This window comes from Streptomyces sp. NPDC088197, assembly GCF_044741185.1.
GTDB lineage: Bacteria > Actinomycetota > Actinomycetes > Streptomycetales > Streptomycetaceae > Actinacidiphila.
Genome location: NZ_JBIUSD010000001.1, coordinates 719,502 through 735,809 on the forward strand (window position 1 = coordinate 719,502; position 16,308 = coordinate 735,809).

At 71.4% G+C, this 16,308-nt stretch carries 17 protein-coding genes; 8 read left to right on the plus strand and 9 right to left on the minus strand.

All coding sequences use genetic code 11. The annotated features are described in order from the left end of the window. Positions 1-43 precede the first annotated feature (43 nt). A complete protein-coding gene (locus ACIOC1_RS03210; RefSeq protein WP_391041888.1) occupies positions 44-1,870 on the minus strand; it encodes an acyl-CoA dehydrogenase C-terminal domain-containing protein in 1,827 nt (608 codons plus the stop codon). Positions 1,871-2,006: 136 nt separating this feature from the next. On the opposite strand from ACIOC1_RS03210, the gene ACIOC1_RS03215 reads away from it, so the two are divergent. Together ACIOC1_RS03215 and ACIOC1_RS03220 are read left to right on the plus strand one after the other, a co-directional pair. Then, positions 2,007-2,450 carry an SseB family protein gene (locus tag ACIOC1_RS03215; RefSeq protein WP_391041886.1) on the plus strand — a complete coding sequence of 148 codons (444 nt, stop codon included), beginning with the start codon at positions 2,007-2,009 and terminating at the stop codon, positions 2,448-2,450. Positions 2,451-2,653: 203 nt separating this feature from the next. Further along, on the plus strand, positions 2,654-3,616 hold the full coding sequence (locus ACIOC1_RS03220) for a pirin family protein (RefSeq protein ID WP_355339584.1): 963 nt from the start codon (positions 2,654-2,656) through the stop codon (positions 3,614-3,616). On the opposite strand, the gene ACIOC1_RS03225 is transcribed toward ACIOC1_RS03220, so the two are convergent. The 4 genes from ACIOC1_RS03225 to ACIOC1_RS03240 are packed head-to-tail and all read right to left on the minus strand — an operon-like array spanning position 3,613 to position 6,435. Further along, positions 3,613-3,933, minus strand: coding sequence for a hypothetical protein (locus tag ACIOC1_RS03225; RefSeq protein ID WP_401305573.1), 321 nt, complete (start codon positions 3,931-3,933; stop codon positions 3,613-3,615). The two genes, ACIOC1_RS03220 and ACIOC1_RS03225, sit on opposite strands and share 4 nt — an antisense overlap. Positions 3,934-3,971: 38 nt before the next feature. Further along, complete coding sequence (locus tag ACIOC1_RS03230) at positions 3,972-5,528, minus strand: glycosyltransferase (RefSeq protein WP_355339590.1); 1,557 nt, start codon at positions 5,526-5,528, stop codon at positions 3,972-3,974. Next, positions 5,525-5,911: a tail fiber domain-containing protein gene (locus ACIOC1_RS03235; protein ID WP_401305575.1), complete on the minus strand. Its 387-nt coding sequence runs from the start codon at positions 5,909-5,911 to the stop codon at positions 5,525-5,527. Before ACIOC1_RS03235 ends, ACIOC1_RS03230 begins: the two co-directional genes overlap by 4 nt. Before the next feature lie 2 nt (positions 5,912-5,913). Further along, positions 5,914-6,435, minus strand: a complete 522-nt coding sequence (locus ACIOC1_RS03240) for a hypothetical protein (RefSeq protein ID WP_355339595.1) — start codon at positions 6,433-6,435, stop codon at positions 5,914-5,916. A gap of 183 nt (positions 6,436-6,618) precedes the next feature. Between ACIOC1_RS03240 and ACIOC1_RS03245 the strand changes: the two genes are divergently transcribed. Further along, positions 6,619-6,789 carry a hypothetical protein gene (locus tag ACIOC1_RS03245; protein ID WP_355339598.1) on the plus strand — a complete coding sequence of 57 codons (171 nt, stop codon included), beginning with the start codon at positions 6,619-6,621 and terminating at the stop codon, positions 6,787-6,789. A gap of 55 nt (positions 6,790-6,844) precedes the next feature. Here ACIOC1_RS03245 and ACIOC1_RS03250 read toward each other — a convergent pair whose 3' ends face one another. Both ACIOC1_RS03250 and ACIOC1_RS03255 read right to left on the minus strand, forming a co-directional pair. Next, entirely contained in the window at positions 6,845-7,036 is a 192-nt protein-coding gene (locus ACIOC1_RS03250) for a hypothetical protein (protein WP_391041870.1), read from the minus strand. A 14-nt stretch (positions 7,037-7,050) separates the two neighbouring features. Next, positions 7,051-7,902, minus strand: a complete 852-nt coding sequence (locus tag ACIOC1_RS03255) for a Scr1 family TA system antitoxin-like transcriptional regulator (protein ID WP_391041868.1) — start codon at positions 7,900-7,902, stop codon at positions 7,051-7,053. A gap of 224 nt (positions 7,903-8,126) precedes the next feature. On the opposite strand from ACIOC1_RS03255, the gene ACIOC1_RS03260 reads away from it, so the two are divergent. Beyond that, on the plus strand, positions 8,127-8,579 hold the full coding sequence (locus tag ACIOC1_RS03260) for an ATP-binding protein (RefSeq protein ID WP_391041866.1): 453 nt from the start codon (positions 8,127-8,129) through the stop codon (positions 8,577-8,579). Here the strand turns inward: ACIOC1_RS03260 and ACIOC1_RS03265 are convergent. Both ACIOC1_RS03265 and ACIOC1_RS03270 read right to left on the minus strand, forming a co-directional pair. Next, positions 8,527-9,750: an acyltransferase family protein gene (locus tag ACIOC1_RS03265; RefSeq protein WP_401851455.1), complete on the minus strand. Its 1,224-nt coding sequence runs from the start codon at positions 9,748-9,750 to the stop codon at positions 8,527-8,529. The genes ACIOC1_RS03260 and ACIOC1_RS03265 overlap by 53 nt on opposite strands. Before the next feature lie 221 nt (positions 9,751-9,971). Next, positions 9,972-12,089 carry a SpoIIE family protein phosphatase gene (locus ACIOC1_RS03270; RefSeq protein WP_355339615.1) on the minus strand — a complete coding sequence of 706 codons (2,118 nt, stop codon included), beginning with the start codon at positions 12,087-12,089 and terminating at the stop codon, positions 9,972-9,974. A 161-nt stretch (positions 12,090-12,250) separates the two neighbouring features. Between ACIOC1_RS03270 and aspS the strand changes: the two genes are divergently transcribed. The 4 genes from aspS (at position 12,251) to ACIOC1_RS03290 (ending at position 16,279) form a co-directional block, all read left to right on the plus strand. Then, on the plus strand, positions 12,251-14,029 hold the full coding sequence (aspS, locus tag ACIOC1_RS03275) for an aspartate--tRNA ligase (protein ID WP_355339618.1): 1,779 nt from the start codon (positions 12,251-12,253) through the stop codon (positions 14,027-14,029). An 81-nt stretch (positions 14,030-14,110) separates the two neighbouring features. After that, positions 14,111-14,626: a SigE family RNA polymerase sigma factor gene (locus ACIOC1_RS03280; protein WP_355339621.1), complete on the plus strand. Its 516-nt coding sequence runs from the start codon at positions 14,111-14,113 to the stop codon at positions 14,624-14,626. Further along, positions 14,616-15,440 carry a hypothetical protein gene (locus tag ACIOC1_RS03285; protein ID WP_401851459.1) on the plus strand — a complete coding sequence of 275 codons (825 nt, stop codon included), beginning with the start codon at positions 14,616-14,618 and terminating at the stop codon, positions 15,438-15,440. The genes ACIOC1_RS03280 and ACIOC1_RS03285 overlap by 11 nt, the downstream gene beginning before the upstream one ends. Positions 15,441-15,469: 29 nt before the next feature. Further along, a complete protein-coding gene (locus ACIOC1_RS03290) occupies positions 15,470-16,279 on the plus strand; it encodes a hypothetical protein (RefSeq protein ID WP_401851462.1) in 810 nt (269 codons plus the stop codon). Positions 16,280-16,308: the final 29 nt, after the last annotated feature.

Sequence of the window (16,308 nt, forward strand, 5' to 3'; positions counted from 1 at the left end):
GACTGCCCGCCGGGGCGGGTTGGAAGGAGTCCCCGGGGGCGGGTCAGAAGGAGTCCTCCGGGAGGTCCATGAGGCCGAGGTCGACGGATTCGGCCAGGGACCGAGCCGTCCCCACGCCGGGAAGGACATTGGCGGCGAAGAACTTCGCGGCGGCGACCTTCCCCGCGTAGAAGGCGGCGTCCTTGGCGGAGGCCCCGGAGAGCTTCTCGGCGGCCACGCCGGCCCCGCGCAGGAGCAGGTACCCGATGACCACGTCACCGGAGGCGAGCAGCAGCCGCGTGGTGTTGAGCCCCACCTTGTAGATCGAGCGGACGTCCTGCTCGGTGGCCGAAAGGTCCGTGAGCATGGCGCCGACGATCGCCTCCAGGTCCACCGCCGCCTTGGCGAGCTGGTCGCGGGCGGCGGCCAGGTCCTCCCCGCCCGTGGCCTCGGCGAGGAACTTCTTGATCTCCTCGCTGAGCGCCGTCATGGCCTGCCCCTGGTCGCGGACGATCTTCCGGAAGAAGTAGTCCTGGCCCTGGATGGCGGTGGTGCCCTCGTAGAGCGTGTCGATCTTGGCGTCCCGGATGTACTGCTCGATCGGGTACTCCTGGAGGTACCCGGAGCCGCCGAAGGTCTGGAGGGACTGGGCGAGCTGCTCGTACGACTTCTCGGAGCCGTAGCCCTTGACGATCGGCAGCAGCAGGTCGTTGAGCCCGTGCAGCCTCGTGGCGTCCTCGCCGGCCGCCTCGGCGACCTGGATGGCGTCCTGCACGGAGGCGGTGTAGAGCACCAGCGCCCGCATGCCCTCGGCGTACGCCTTCTGCGTCATGAGCGAGCGGCGGACGTCGGGGTGGTGGGTGATGGTGACCTTGGGCGCGGTCTTGTCCATGAACTGCGCGAGGTCCGGGCCCTGCACGCGCTCCTTGGCGTACTCCAGCGCGTTCAGGTAGCCGGTGGAGAGCGTCGCGATGGCCTTCGTGCCGACCATCATGCGGGCGAATTCGATGATCCGGAACATCTGCCGGATGCCGTCGTGCTTCTCGCCGATCAGCCAGCCCTTGGCGGGGAGCCCGTCGCCGAAGGTCATCTCGCAGGTGTTGGACGCCTTCAGGCCCATCTTGTGCTCGACGTTGGTGGCGTAGACGCCGTTGCGCTCGCCCAGCTCGCCGGTCTCGAAGTCGAACTCGTACTTCGGGACCATGAACAGCGACAGGCCCTTGGTGCCGGGTCCCGCGCCCTCGGGGCGGGCCAGCACGTAGTGGATGATGTTCTCGGACATGTCGTGCTCGCCCGAGGTGATGAAGCGCTTGACGCCCTCGATGTGCCAGGTGCCGTCGTCCTGCTTGACCGCCTTCGTGCGGCCCGCGCCGACGTCGGAGCCCGCGTCGGGCTCGGTGAGGACCATGGTGGAGCCCCACTGCTTGTCGACCATGAGCGCGGCGATCTTCTTCTGCTCCTCGGTGCCCTCCTCGTAGAGGATTCCGGCGAAGGCCGGGCCCGAGGAGTACATCCACACGGCGGGGTTGGCGCCCAGCACCAGCTCCGCGTAGGACCAGATCAGGGAGCGCGGCGCGGTGGTGCCGCCGATCTCCTCGGGCAGGCCGAGCCGCCAGTACTCGGCGTCCATGAAGGCCTGGTAGCTCTTCTTGAAGGTCTCGGGCACCGGGGCGGTGTTGGTCTTCGGGTCGAAGACCGGCGGGTTGCGGTCGGCGTCGGCGAAGGACTCCGCCAGCTCGTTCTCCGCCATGCGCGCCAGCTCGGCGAGGACGTCCTTCGCGGTCTCCACGTCCATCTCGGCGAACGGACCCGTGCCGTAGAGCTGGTCGCGGCCGAGCACCTCGAAGAGGTTGAACTCGATGTCGCGGAGGTTCGACTTGTAGTGGCCCATGACGTCGGCTCCGTATCGCAAGTGGGGTGGTCGTGGCACTCGTGGAAAATAATGCTACCCGTCGGTAATAAGAAGCAACCCCGGAAGGGTCGGATGTGACCGTTTCCTCGTCCCGGGGGCCGTTACTCTTGAGGCCGTGTACGGCTACGAGCAGAGCGTGAATCCCGGACCCGGCCCGGTCCAGGGCGCCGCACCCATGCCCGGTGGCTATCCGGAGCCCTCCCCGCCGTCCCTGGCCGACGCGGTCCGCGCCTTCACCACGGGTTCGATGGCCGCCGAGGACTTCCAGGCGATCTTCGCCACGTCCAAGGTGTACTGCCCGCGCGGCGACAATCCGGGCTTCCTGGCACTGCACGACACCCAGCAGCCGGTCATCCCGATGTTCACCTCCCTGAAGGAGCTGCGGCGGTACGCGGGCAAGGAGTCCAAGTTCTTCGTGATCACCGGCGCCGAGGTGCTGGACCTGCTGCCCACCGGCTACGGCTTCGTGCTGGACATCGACGGCCAGCATCGCATGGTCTTCGACGCCAAGGCGGTCGAGCAGATGGTCGACTTCACGATGCGCCGGATGTACGGCTGAGGCTGCCCGGCGGCACGCCTGAGGCCGTACGGCGGTACGCCTGAGGCCGTACGGCGGTACGCCTGAGACCGTACGGGCGCACGTCCCGGCTCGTACGCCCGCGCTTTCGATCTTCCCCTCCGGTGAGTGCTGGAATAGTCACGCCTTGCGAGATGTTCAGTGTTCAACTACTTTGGAACCGGAGCATCCCGAAGGAGGCAGTCATGCCCGCCGTGACCGTAGAGAACCCGCTGACCCTGCCGCGTGTGAGCGCGCCCGACGACGCCCAGCCCCGCAAGGCGCTACAGGTGTCCACCGCCCCGAGCGGTTTCGAGGGGGAGGGCTTCCCCGTGCGCCGCGCCTTCGCGGGCATCGACTACCGCAACCTCGACCCGTTCATCATGATGGACCAGATGGGTGAGGTGGAGTACGCGCCGGGAGAGCCCAAGGGCACCCCCTGGCACCCGCACCGCGGCTTCGAGACCGTCACGTACATCATGGACGGCACCTTCATCCACCAGGACTCGCACGGCGGTGGCGGCACGATCACCAACGGCGACACCCAGTGGATGACCGCCGGGTCCGGCCTGCTGCACATCGAGACCCCGCCGGAGTCGCTGGTCACCAGCGGCGGCCTCTTCCACGGCCTCCAGCTCTGGGTGAACCTGCCGAAGGCCGACAAGATGATGCCGCCCAAGTACCAGGACATCCGGGCGGGCGGCCTGAAGCTGCTCACCTCCGGTGACGGCGGCGCGCTGATCCGGCTGATCGCCGGTGACCTCGCGGGCCACGAGGGCCCCGGCGCCACCCACACCCCGATCACGATGATCCACGTCTCGGTGAACCCCGGCGCCTCGGTGACCCTGCCCTGGCGCGCCGACTTCAACGCCCTCGCCTACGGCCTCGCCGGCCGCGGCTTCGCGGGCCCCGACGCCCGCCCCTTCCGTATGGGCCAGGCCGTCGTCTTCGGCAAGGGAGACTCCCTCACCATCCGCGCGGACGAGACCCAGGAGTCCCGCTCGCCCAACTTCGAGGTCGTCCTGCTCGGCGGCCTCCCGATCCGCGAGCCGATGATGCAGTACGGCCCCTTCGTCATGAACACCCACGCCGAATTGGCCCAGGCCTTCGACGACTTCCAGGCCGGCCGCCTGGGCACCATCCCGGCCGACACGGTCCTCGGCCGCTAGCCGGTCCGCCCCGGCGGCCCGGACGGTGCGCCGGGCCGCGCGCCGGGCGGTGTTTCGAGGGGTGTGTCGAGCAGGCCCGCGGCGGTCAGCTCGCCGAGCGCCAGCCGGACGGCCGCGGTGTCGGCCGGGGGCCGGACGCGCGCGACGGCCGCGGTGAGGTCGGTGAGCGTGCGGGTGCCGTCCGCGAGGAGGTAGACCGCGGCGGACTGCGGGCCGAGAAGGTGTCCCTGCTCGGCCCGCTCGTCGTAGACGGCCAGGCGGCCGTCCGCGAGGGACTTGACGCGCAGCCCGTCACGGCGGGCCTGGGGCGAGTTCACCGGGCGGGCGCTCCTTCGGGTGCCTTCGCGGGGACGGTTCAGAGGGCGAACTGGTCGCGCAGGTCCTCCGCCACCAGGTGGATCTGGTCGGTCTGGGCGGCGACGACGGGGACGGTCCGGTAGCAGTCGGGCCGGTCCCAGGCGGCGAGGTACTGGTCGATCGCGGTGTGGCGCCGGATCCAGGCGGTCATGCCGTCGACGGTGTCCGGGAGTTCGTCGAGCAGGTCGGTGAAGACATCGCGGTGGTACGCGATGGCGTGGGCGGTGGTGATCCCGGTGACGGGCTCGATGTGTCCGCAGTTCTCCGCGCGCGGGAAGGTCCGGCCCCAGTCGGCGCCGCCGAGGTAGAGCAACGACCAGGGCCGTGACCCGAGTTCGGCCAGGGCGCGGCGCAGGACCCACGTGGTGCCGTGCAGGAAGACCGCGTCGTCCTCCAGGACCAGCAGGGACTCCAGGCCGTCAATGTGGGCCTGCTGGATGGCCCGGCGGTGGGAGAGGGCGCAGCCGATGTGGTGGTTGACGGGGGTCGCCGTGGCCGACAGGCGGTGGACGCGCGCGGCGGGGATCTCCAGCGCGCCGAGCCGCCGTCGCACGGTCTCCCAGCGGTCGGGCCGGTCGTCGAGGTTGATGCAGGTGATGCCGTCGAAGGCGGTGAAGGGGCTGCGCGTCTCGGTCCGGTAGTCGGCCAGGCCCTGGCGGACGGCTGTTTCGCCCAGGATCGAGGTGAAGTGGCCGACGGCCTCGTCGGCGCTCTGGCCGAGTTCGTCGAAGCCGATCAGGTAGTTGCGCAGGCGCTGGTACCAGTCCTGGGTGATGTGGCCGGGGCGCGGCGCGTCGAAGCGGTGCGTCCAGCGCAGGGCGGGCAGGCACAAGGTGGTGTGGCCGGAGCGGCGGAACTTTTCGTGCAGGTGGCCCTCTTCGCCGCCGTGGCCGGTGAAGGCGGGGTTGAGCCCTGGCCAGGCTTTCGTCCGGCAGGCGAACAGGCCGAGGCCCTGCATCCCGATCTCGAAGGCGGGAGCGTCGGGGTCGGTGCCGCGCGGGTCGGTGGCCCAGACCCCGTACATGAACCGTTCCCAGCGCGGTTCCCAGTGGGTGGACACCGTGTGCCCGTCGGTGGAGACAAGGGGTCCCTGGAGCAGGTCGCCGCTGTCGGGGTGCTCGTCGATATGGTCCAGCAGGGCGGCCAGCGCCCCGGGCAGCAGCTGGACGTGGGAGTCCACGCACAGCACCCAGTCCGAGACGGCCTCGCGGAAGATCCGGTCGCGGGCGGCGGTGCCCACGCGGCGGTCGTAGGGGACGTAACGCAGTTGGGGGATCTGCTGCTCCAGGCGCTTGAGCGCCCAGGCGTGCGGCCCGGAGGGGTGGTTGTCGACGACCAGGACGCTGACCCGGTCCATCGCCTCCGCGTGGTAGAGCAGCAGGCTCATGACGGTGAAGTACACGCCGTCGTAGTCGTCGTAGGTCGCCATGCCCACGGTGAGGGTGCGCGGTTCCTGTTCGGGTCCCGGGGCGGGGCGCTGACGGAAGCGGTCGGCGGGGGCCGCCACCAACTCGCGCAGGGCCGCCAGGCCCGCCTCGTCCGCGGGCTCGCTCATCGGCCCGACCGTGCGTGCTGCGCGGTGATCTCGCGCAGGCCGCGCACTTCGGCGGTCAGTTCGTCGATGCGCCGGTTCAGGGCCTGGATGCAGACCATGGCGACGCCGTTGGCGTCGACGAGCGGGATCACGCTGGTGTTGGCGTGCTGGAAGTCGAAGGCGGCGTGCCAGTCCTGGGACATCGGACCGATGTGGCGTACGTGCTCCGGCTCCCAGAGGTAGCGCCAGGTGCTGACCGGCAGGGCCGCGACGGTCGCCAGCACGTGGTAGCCGTTGACGGCTCCCGTCGAGGTGACCTCGGCGGAAGCGGTCGTTACGGCGGCGTCCGCTGCTGGTGTGGCTGCTACCGGTGTGGCCGCGCCGGAACGGCGGAAAGGCCACACGCTCAGCGGCTCCAGTCGACCGGGACGACGGCGCACTTCAGCCCGCGGTCGCTGCTGGCGGCCATGGTGCAGTCCGTGCCGATGGTGATCGCCGCGTGCGCCGAGGCGGGGGCGTGGATGCCGTCGCCGACCAGCACGGCGGTGTAGCCGTTGAGCAGTTCCTGGACGGTGCCGGGGCCGAAGTTCTCCGAGGCGCTGATGGCGGCGACGCCCTGGTAGTTGGTGTACGCCGAGCCCAGTGCGCGGCCGTTGCTGGTGGAGAACTGGACCAGCGCGCCCGCCAGCGGCCGGCCGGTGACCGCGTCGGTCGCCGTGGCCGAGATGTTCTCCAACTGCATCTGCGTGACGTTCAGCGATCCCTGGGTGGCCGACAGGTTGGCCGGCGACAGACTGGGACAGTCGGTGGTGCCGCAGATCGGCGGCTGGGCCACGGCAGGCGCGGCCGACGCGACGATGGCGCCGAGCGACAGCGTGCTCACGGCGACCGCCGCGAGTCCGGCGAACCTGGTTCCTGAGACCTTCATGTCTTCTCCGACGGGTGCTGCGGCGACGGTTGGTCCGGGTCATTCGACCCCAACGGCCCATCCGCCGCTCTCCGCCAATCGGTACATAGGGGACGACGATCGCATTTTTCGCCCCATCGAGTGACCCCTCCGCCCCGACCTACGTTCGCCCCCTGGTCCGCCTGTACGAGAAGGGTGTCGCCGGTGCCGGAGGAGTGGCTGACCAGCAGGGCCTCGCCGTCGAAGGGCTCCGCGAAGACGGCCGACCGGCTCTCGCTCGACCGGGACGCCCTCACGAGCGAGAACACCACGGCCGTCTACGCCCGTTACGGCATCGACCTGGCGGGCAGCCCCGAACTGCGGGTCGTGACCTGACCCGACGGTGACGGCCGACGGCCGTCGGGGGCTTCTTGACCGCGAGGTGGCCGGCCTACAGCAGGTGGTCGGCCTTGCCGGCCTTGATGTCGGTGATCAGGGTGCGGAGGGCTTCGCGGGTGTCGGTGAGGGGACGGTCTTCTTGGCCGTTGACGGCTATGTAGCCGTTGCCGTCGGCGTCGGTGCCGAGGCGGAAGCAGGAGCTGCCTTCGCCGCAGAAGGGGGCTTCCCAGGTGATGTCGGGCATCGGGTCTGATCTCCTCAGAGCTGGTGCGCGATCTCGCGGATGAGGTCGCGGGACCGGTCGGCGGACACGGACAACTCTTCCAACAGGTCGAGTTGCGCTCGGTATTTCGCGAGTTGCGCCTCGGCGTGGAGGAAGACCGGTCCGTGGGAGCTGTCGACCTGCACGGTGTCGAGCTGGCTCACGGCGCCTTCGGCGTAGACGACGGTGTGACCCGCGCCGGGGAAGGCCCCGTGGGCGAAGGGGAGGACCAGCACGGTGACGTTGTCCCGCTCGGAGACCTCCAGCAGGTAGTCCAGTTGGGCGCGCGCCACGTCAGGTCCCCCGAACTGCATGCGCAGCGCGGCTTCGTGGATCACCGCGACGTACGGGAGCGTGCTGGTGCCGGTGACCAGTTGCTGGCGCTCCGATCGGTGGGCGAGGCGCAGGGCGACCTCGTGCTCCGGGAGCTTGGGCACCACGGCGCGGAAGATGGCTATGGCGTGGTCGGACGTCTGGAGCATGCCCGGGATGTGGACCGTGTTGGCGCCGCGCAGCCGTAACGCGCCTGCCTCCATTTCGGAGATGTCCAGGAACCCCTGGGGCAGGCTGCCCCGATAGCGCTCCCACCATCCGGTGCCGCTCGGTTCGGCCATCGCGGCCAAGGCGTTGACGTACCGCTCGTCCGTGCATTCGCAGTTGACGGCCAGCTTGCGCACGCGCTCCGCGCTGATCGCCCGAAGTCCCGACTCCATGTTGGAGATTCGGCTCCGGTCGACGCCCAGGAGTCCCGCCGCGCTCTCGGCGGACATGCCCGCCGCCGTGCGCAGCCTGCGCAACTCGCTTCCCACACGCTTCTGTCGCTCGGTGAGGACCGTCCTCGTCGGCATGCCCTTCCTCCCTGTGCGCGTCTCGACCGCCTGCCACGGTGAGCATAGGCGCATGGCCGGAAGGCCATTTATTTGAAGCGCCTGGCAAAAGTGGCCCCATCCCCCTACCGTAGTAGCGCGCAGCTACGCACAACTACGTCGGAAGCGCACCGCGAGTGACGGCGGCATGCCACCGGCGAACCCTCAGAACGCCACAAGACCCCTTCGACGCAACGGAGTTCGTCATGCCTGAAATCCCCCGCTTACCAGCACTCTGGCGCTTCCCGGCGCGGCCGGAGTCCGTGCGCCGGGCGCGGCATGCCGTCGCGGAGGCGCTCCCTCGTGGGGTGGAGCCCCAACTGGCCGCGGATCTGGGGCTGGTGACCAGTGAGCTGGTCACGAACGCCGTGCGGCACGGGGACCGGTGCGAGGAGGACGCGGTCATCGAGCTGGTGCTGTGGCCCGCCGACGGGCACTACTGGGTGGCGGTGTCCGACGGCGGGCCGGAGAAGCCGGAGTTGGCCGAGGCCGGGCCGGAGAGCGAGGGCGGAAGGGGGCTGGTGCTCATTGACGCGCTCGCGGAGGTCTGGGGAGTCGTGCCGCGCCCGGTGCGCGGGAAGTCGGTGGTCGCCGGGCTTAGCGACGTCAGCCGGTCGAGGCCGGGCGGGGTTCGGACAGGCGGTTGGCCTGGTGGGTGAGCGCGCGACGCAGGATCGGCGTTAGGGGGCGTTCGACCAGGCGGTAGATGAGGTAGGCGAGCAGCAGCATCGAGCCGATGGCGAGGGCGAGTACGCCGTAGTCCGGTATGCCGGTGTGGGCCTTCAGCTTCTCGATGACGAGCGTGCCCAGGATCTCGTGCACCAGGTAGAAGGGGTACGTCAGGGCGCCCGCCGTGGTCAGCCAGCGCCAGTCGACGTCGGCGACGCGGCGCACGAGCGTCACCGCGGCGATGGCGGCGAAGCCCGCGGCGACCAGGGCGATGACGACGGTCGGCGAGCGGTGGAAGGTGACGGCCACACCGGGCTTGGGGACGAGGCCCAGGACCGCGTAGTGCTGGCCGAGCAGGAAGCCGGTCGCGACGACGCCCCAGGTCAGCAGGTCGTGGCCGAAGCGGCGCAGCAGGTAGAGGCCGATGCCGCCGATGAAGAAGGGCGCGTACTCGGGCATCAGGGCCAGCTTGAGGAACTCCTGGCCGGAGGAGTCCGCGTACAGGGCGCCGATCGTCCACAGGGCGCAGAAGGCCAGGACGCGCTTGCGGGTGGCGCCGCGCCACAGGACGGTGACGGCGAAGAGCACGTAGAAGCGCATCTCGGCCCACAGCGTCCAGGAGACGCCCAGGACGCGCTCGGAGCCCGCCGGGGTCTGGAGCATCGTGAAGTTGGTGAGCAGGTCGGTGCGCGAGACGGTCTTGTAGCCGAGGACGAACAGGACGACGGTCACCAGGATCAGCGCCGCCCAGTAGGCCGGGTACAGGCGGCTGATCCGGGAGATCGCGAACGCCTTGACGCTGCGGCCCCAGCCGCTCATGCAGATCACGAAGCCGCTGATGATGAAGAAGAACTGCACGCCCAGCGGTCCGTACGCGGCGGCGTGCGACAGGTGCGGGAAGATCTCCAGCGGCTGTCCGCGCCAGGCTCCGCTGCCCCGGAAGGCCAGGTGGTAGATCGCCACCATGAGCGCGGCCACCAGCCGCAGCCCGTCCAGCGCCCGCAACCGGCCCTTCCCGCCGCCGCGCGGTGCCGGTGCGGCGGACGCCGCCGGTACGTGGCCGGGCGCGGTCGGGTCGTCGGGCGACGTCGGGTCGCCGGGCGCGGTCGGGTCGCCGGGCGATGTCGGATCGTCCGTGGGTGCGGGGAGTTTCAGGCTCATCCCAGTGCTGCCTTTTCGCCGGCGTGAGTGTCAGGGCGCGCGGTCGGCCGTACGATCGCCCGTCACGTAGGCGTTCAGGCTAGGTGGAGGCACCGGCTCCACGGGGCGTTGGAGCGGGCCCAACCGCTCTGTGCGACCAGTGTTTTCCTCCGTTTCACGGCCGGTTCACACGACCGTGACGGATTCGCGTCCGCGGCCGACCCCGCCCTCCCGCCGGGCGGTCACCCGATCGACGGGCTCGTCGCCTCGTACAGCTCGAACCAGATGGATTTGCCGTCGCCGCGCGGGTCGACGCCCCAGGCGTCGGCGAGCTCCTCGATGAGCATCAGGCCGCGGCCGGAGGAGGCCATCTCGCCGGGGGAGCGGCGGTGCGGCATGTCGTCGGAGCGGTCGCCGACCTCGACGTGGAGGCGGCGGGTGCCGGGCATGCCGGTGACCATGGCGGTCAGTACGGCGTCCTCGTCGGTGTGCACCAGCACGTTGGTGACCAGTTCGGAGACGAGCAGGACGGCGGACTCGACCTGGTCGGCCGAGGTCCAGTCGTGCAGCAGGGCACGGATGTCGTCGCGGGTGGCGCGGATGCGGCCCGGGTCGGTCTGCGAGACGGTCAGCACCGCGCGGCGGACCGGGACCGCGCAGGTCGGGCCGTCGGGGTCGCGGCGCAGCAGGACCAGCGCGATGTCGTCCTCGCGGCGGTCGGCCAGCGGCCCGGTGGTGTGGTGGGAGGCGGGCCCGTGCACCGCGCGGATCAGGGAGTCGGCCAGCTCCTCCAGATCGCCCGCGGGCCCGGCCTCCAGCACATCGCGCAGCCGCTGCCAGCCGGTCTCCAGGTCGTGGCCGCCGGTCTCGATCAGGCCGTCGGTGCACAGCAGCAGCACCTCGCCGGGCTCCAGGACCAGCCGGGTCGTCGGGTAGTCGGTGTCCGGCTCGATGCCCAGCGGCAGGCCGCCCGCCGTACGCCGGACGATCGTCGTACCGTCGCCGAGCCGGATCGCGGGCTCCGGGTGCCCGGCGCGCACCACGTCGAGCGTGCCGGTCAGCGGGTCGGCCTCCAGATAGAGGCAGGTCGCGAAGCGTACGTCGGCGGACTCGTCGGCGCTCAGCCCCTCGTGCAGGCCGTCGCGCAGCCCGTCCGCCGGCCCGTCGGGGAGCCCGTCGTGCAGCCCGGCCAGAAAGCGGGAGGTGCGCGAGAGCACCGCGTCCGGGTGGTGGCCCTCGGCCGCGTAGGCGCGCAGCGCGATCCGCAGCTGGCCCATGATCCCCGCGGCCCGTACGTCATGGCCCTGGACGTCGCCGATGACGATCGCGGTACGGCCCGACGGCAGCCCGATCACGTCGTACCAGTCGCCGCCGACCTGGAGGCCGCCACCGGTCGGCACGTACCGGGCGGCCACCGCCATGCCCTCGATGCCGGGCCTGCGCGCGGGCAGCATCGTGCGCTGGAGGCCGTCGGTCAGGGCGCGCTCCGACTCGTGCAGATGCGCGCGGGACAGCGCCTGCGCGAGCATCCGGGCCACCGTGGTGAGCACCGAGCGCTCGTCGGGCGTGAAGGCCACCGGGTCGCGGAAGGCCGCCATCCAGGCGCCGATCGTGGACCCGGCCACGACCAGCGGGAGATACGCCCAGGAGGAGCGGCCGAACGGTTTCACCAGCGGCCAGGTGACCGGGAAGCGGTCCTCGTACGCGGCCGGCGACGGCAGATAGACCGCCTGGCCGGTACGGACCACCAGCGCGGCCGGGTAGTCGGTGTCCAGCGGCATGTCGAGGAAGGGGTCCTCGGTGCCCGCCGCCTGCCCGTGGTGCCCGATCACCGACAGCCGGTCGCCGTCCGTGCCGAAGACGGCGAGGCCGTCGGGCGAGAAACCCGGCATCGACAAGGTGGCCGCCACCCGCAGCACCTCGGCGGTGGAGTCGGCCTCGGCCAGCGCGCGCCCCGCGTCCAGCAGGAACGCCTCCCTGGCCCGCCGCCAGCCGCCGCCCGCCTGCGCAGCCGCCCGTGAGGGCCCGCCGCGCACCTCGTGCAGCGTGCCCGCCATCACCGTGCCCTGCGGGCGCACCCTGGCCCGTACCGTCCGCAGGGTCGCGCCGTCGTCGCCCACCACCCGCACCAGCGCCTCGGCGACCGTGCCCTCCGAGTAGGCCAGCGAGACCGCGCCGGCCAGCGACACGTAATCGGCGGCGTGCAGGCACGCCCGAACGGCGGACGTCCGGTGCTCGGCCGGGCCGCCGGACAGCCCGAGCAGGCGCGCGGCGCGGGCGTCGACCGTCACGGTGCCGGTGGCCTCGTGCCACTGCCACAGCCCGGTACCGACTGCGGCCAGGACGTCCTCGGTGCGCATTGTGCCATTTTATGAGAATTGGGGCGTTATGGCCCAGTAGGGCGGCCTTCGTGGCCTTACGCCCCACCGAATCCGGAGTGAGGCCGGTGTGCGGGCGCCGGTAAGCTGTGCTGGGCCGCTGGCCCGGCCACCCACCCAACATCCAGCGTCGAGGACGAATGATGCACCGGTACCGGTCCCACACCTGCGGCGAGCTGCGCGCCACCGACGTCGACACCGACGTCCGCCTGTCCGGCTGGCTGCACAATCGCCGCGACCTGGGCGGCATCCTCTTCGTCGACCTGCGTGACCACTACGGCTTCACCCAGCTCGTCGTCCGCCCCGGCTCCCCGGTGTACGACCAGCTCAGCGGCCAGTCCAAGGAGTCCGTCGTCCGCGTCGACGGCCGCGTCCTGGCCCGCTCCGCGGAGAACGTCAACCCGGAGCTGCCGACCGGCGAGGTCGAGGTCGACGTGACCGCCCTGGAGGTGCTGGGCGCGGCCGACCCGCTGCCCTTCCCGGTCTTCCCCGAGGACAACGCGAACGAGGAGATGCGGCTCACCAACCGCTTCCTCGACCTGCGCCGCCAGCGCATGCACCGCAACATCATGCTGCGCACCCAGGTCATCTCCTTCCTGCGCCGCGAGATGACCGCGCTCGGCTTCAACGAGATGGCCACCCCGATCCTGTCGGCCACCTCCCCCGAGGGCGCCCGCGACTTCCTGGTGCCCTCCCGCGTGCACGCCGGGAAGTTCTACGCGCTGCCGCAGGCCCCGCAGCAGTTCAAGCAGCTCCTGATGATCTCCGGCTTCGACCGCTACTTCCAGATCGCGCCCTGCTTCCGCGACGAGGACTCGCGCGCCGACCGCTCGCCCGGCGAGTTCTACCAGCTCGACGTCGAGATGAGCTTCGTCGAGCAGGAGGATGTCTTCGGCGTCATCGAGAAGGTCATGACCGACCTCTTCACCGAGCTGGGCGGCGGACGCACGGTCACCTCGCCGTTCCCCCGCATCCCCTTCCGCGAGTCGATGCTCAAGTACGGCAACGACAAGCCGGACCTGCGCACCACGCTCGAACTGGTCGACGTCTCCGACGTGTTCGCCGGGAGCGGCTTCAAGGCGTTCGCCGGCAAGCACGTACGCGCGCTGGCCGTGCCCGACACCGCCGAGCAGCCGCGCAAGTTCTTCGACCAGCTCGGCGAGTACGCGGTCTCGCTCGGCGCCAAGGGCCTGGCCTGGGTCCGGGTCGGCGACGGCAACGCGTTGACCGGCCCGATCGCCAAATTCCTCACCCCCGAGGACGTCACCGCGCTGCTCGCCGCCGTCGGCGCGAAGCCCGGCACCGCGATCTTCTTCGGCGCCGGTGAGTTCGACGAGGTCTCCAAGATCATGGGCCCGGTCCGGGTCGAGGCCGCCAAGCGCACCGGCCAGTTCGAGGAGAACGTCTTCCGCTTCTGCTGGATCGTCGACTTCCCGATGTTCGAGCGCAACGAGGACACCGGGGCCGTGGAGTTCTCGCACAACCCCTTCTCCATGCCGCAGGGCGGCCTCGAAGCCCTCAACACCAAGGACCCGCTGGACATCCTGGCCTGGCAGTACGACATCGTCTGCAACGGCATCGAGCTGTCCTCCGGAGCCATCCGTAACCACGAACCCGCCGTCATGTACCGCGCGTTCGAGATCGCGGGCTACACCCGCGAGACGGTGGAGGCCGAGTTCGGCGGCATGCTCCGCGCCTTCCACTTCGGCGCGCCGCCGCACGGTGGCATCGCGCCGGGCGTCGACCGTATGGTCATGCTCCTCGCCGATGAGCCCAACATCCGCGAGACGATCGCGTTTCCGCTCAACCAGAACGCCCAGGACCTGCTCATGGGCGCGCCCTCCGAGGTCGAGGAGGCGCGGCTGCGCGAGCTCCACATCCAGCTCCGCCCTTCGGCAGGGCGCCCTTCCGCGGGGCGCTAGGACCGCGTCTCGGGAGGGGCGAGCCGGGGGGCAACCCCGGAGGCGGGTCACCGCGTTGAAGGGGTGTGGAGAGGAACAACGGTGTCGCACCCCGGTTTCGAGGAGTTCGTGGCGGCCCGCGGCCCCAGACTGCTGCGGGTCGCGTGGCTGCTGACCGGCGACCCGCACCTCGCAGAGGACCTGCTCCAGACGGTGCTGGCCAGGGTGTGGCCGAAGTGGCACCGGATCGCGGGCGACAGCCCGGAGGCGTATGTACGCAAGGCGCTGGTGCACACCCACGCCTCGTGGTGGCGGCGGCGCTGGCGCGGCGAGGTGCCGCACGGCGAGCTGCCCGACCGCCCGCAGCCGGCGGACCCGTACGGGGACGTGGACCTGGAGCAGGCGCTGGCCGCGGCGATACGGGAACTGCCGGTACGCCAGCGCGCGGTGGTCGTGCTGCGCTACTTCGAGGACCTGAGCGTGGCCGACACCGCGGATGTCCTCGGCTGCACGGAGGGCACCGTCAAGAGCCAGGCGTCCAAGGCGCTGCGGGCGCTGCGCGGACGGCTGCCCGAAGCGGTCGACACGGGCGTCGGAGGTGAACACCATGCCGGATGAGCGTTTCGCGGAGGACGAGCTGCGCGACCTGCTGGAGCGCGCGGTGCCCCAACTGCCCGCACCCGTACAGCGGTTGGAGCGGGTCAAGGAGCGTGCGCTGCGCCGTCGCAGGCGCCGCGCGGTCGGGATGTCCGCCGCCGTCGTGGTGGCGGTCGCGGCGGCCGGGACGGTGCTGCCCGGTCTCGGCGGCGCGGCGAGCGCCCCGGCGCCGCCCGCCGTCGTCACCTCGCTCGCGCCGCCCGCGTCCGGCAGCGGCGGCCCGACGGCGAGCGCTTCGACGGCGACCGGCCCGGTGGACAGCGGTCCGAGCCCGACCCCGAGCCCCGGACAGACCACCCGCGCGACCGAGTCGGCGTCCGCCGCGTCGGCGGCGGTCACGTACCACTTCCCCGAACTGGCCGGTCTCGACCTGCGGTTGCCGCCCGGCTGGACGACGGTCGTCGCGCCCAAGACGGGTGACGTCTTCGCCTCCTCGCAGGCGCTCGGCCTGCCCACCGACGGCTGCGTCAAGCCGCTGGACGGCTTCTGCACCCCGCTGGTCCGCACCCTGACCCGCGGCGGGGCGCTGATGATGCTGACACTCCGGCACAGCAAGACGACGGTGGACAAGCTCAACGCCGACGGCCACCCGGTGACTTCGTCCGTCGTCGTCAGCGCCTGCCGGGCGGTCGGCGGCACCGCGCAGACCAAGGCCCTGCTCACCGACGCGTCCGGCTCCGACGTCCTGATCGAGGTCTCGGTGTGCCTGGCCGACGCCACCGACGCGCAGCAGTCCCAGATCAACGACGCGCTGAAGAACGCCGTCTTCTCGTGAAGGCTCCCGTGAAAGGCCCCCGCCACGTCATGCGCACCACCCGCCGCCCCCGCCGTCTCCTGGCCGCCGCCGTCCTGACCGCGCTGGCCGCCGCCCCGCTGGTGTCCGGCTGCGTGGCCGGTGGCACGGGCGTGCGGGCGTCGAAGGTCGGCGACGAGGGGCCGCTGAGCACGGTGGTGAGCGGTCCCGCGGGCCGGGCGGGCAGGTCCGCGCCCGAGCCGGTGCGCACGACACCCGCGCCGCCCGCCCAACTGCCGGGCCTGGGGCCGAAGACGCGCTCGCAGATCCCCGCCGACGCGCGGCAGGCCGTCCTGGTCACCGGCGCGGGCCCCGACTCGCCGGACGCGAAGGTCACCTTCTACACCCGCGAGAACACGGCCGGTTGGCGGCCGTCGGGCCCGGTGTGGGCCGCGCACAACGCGCTGCGCGGCTGGACCGACACGCACCGCACCGGCGATCTGCGCTCACCGATCGGCGTCTTCGGCCTCACCGACGCGGGCGGCCACCTCCCCGACCCCGGCACCGAACTCTCCTACGACCACGCGCCGATCGGCTTCAGCGTCTCCGGCACCGGCTTCAGGGGCGAGCCGCTGGCGGGCTCCTTCGACTACGTCATCGCCATCAACTACAACCACCTGCCCGGCACGTCACCGCGCGACTGGACGCGTCCGCTGGGCGCCTCGCGCGGCGGCGGCATCTGGCTGCACGTGGACCACGGCGGCCCGACCCAGGGCTGTGTCTCGCTGCCGCAGCAGGCCATGCGGACGCTGCTGCGCACCCTGGACCCGAAGCTGCACCCGGTGGTGGTGATGGGCGACGGGGCCGCGCTGGCGCGCTGAACGGCCGTACGCACGGCCCCGATCGCGTT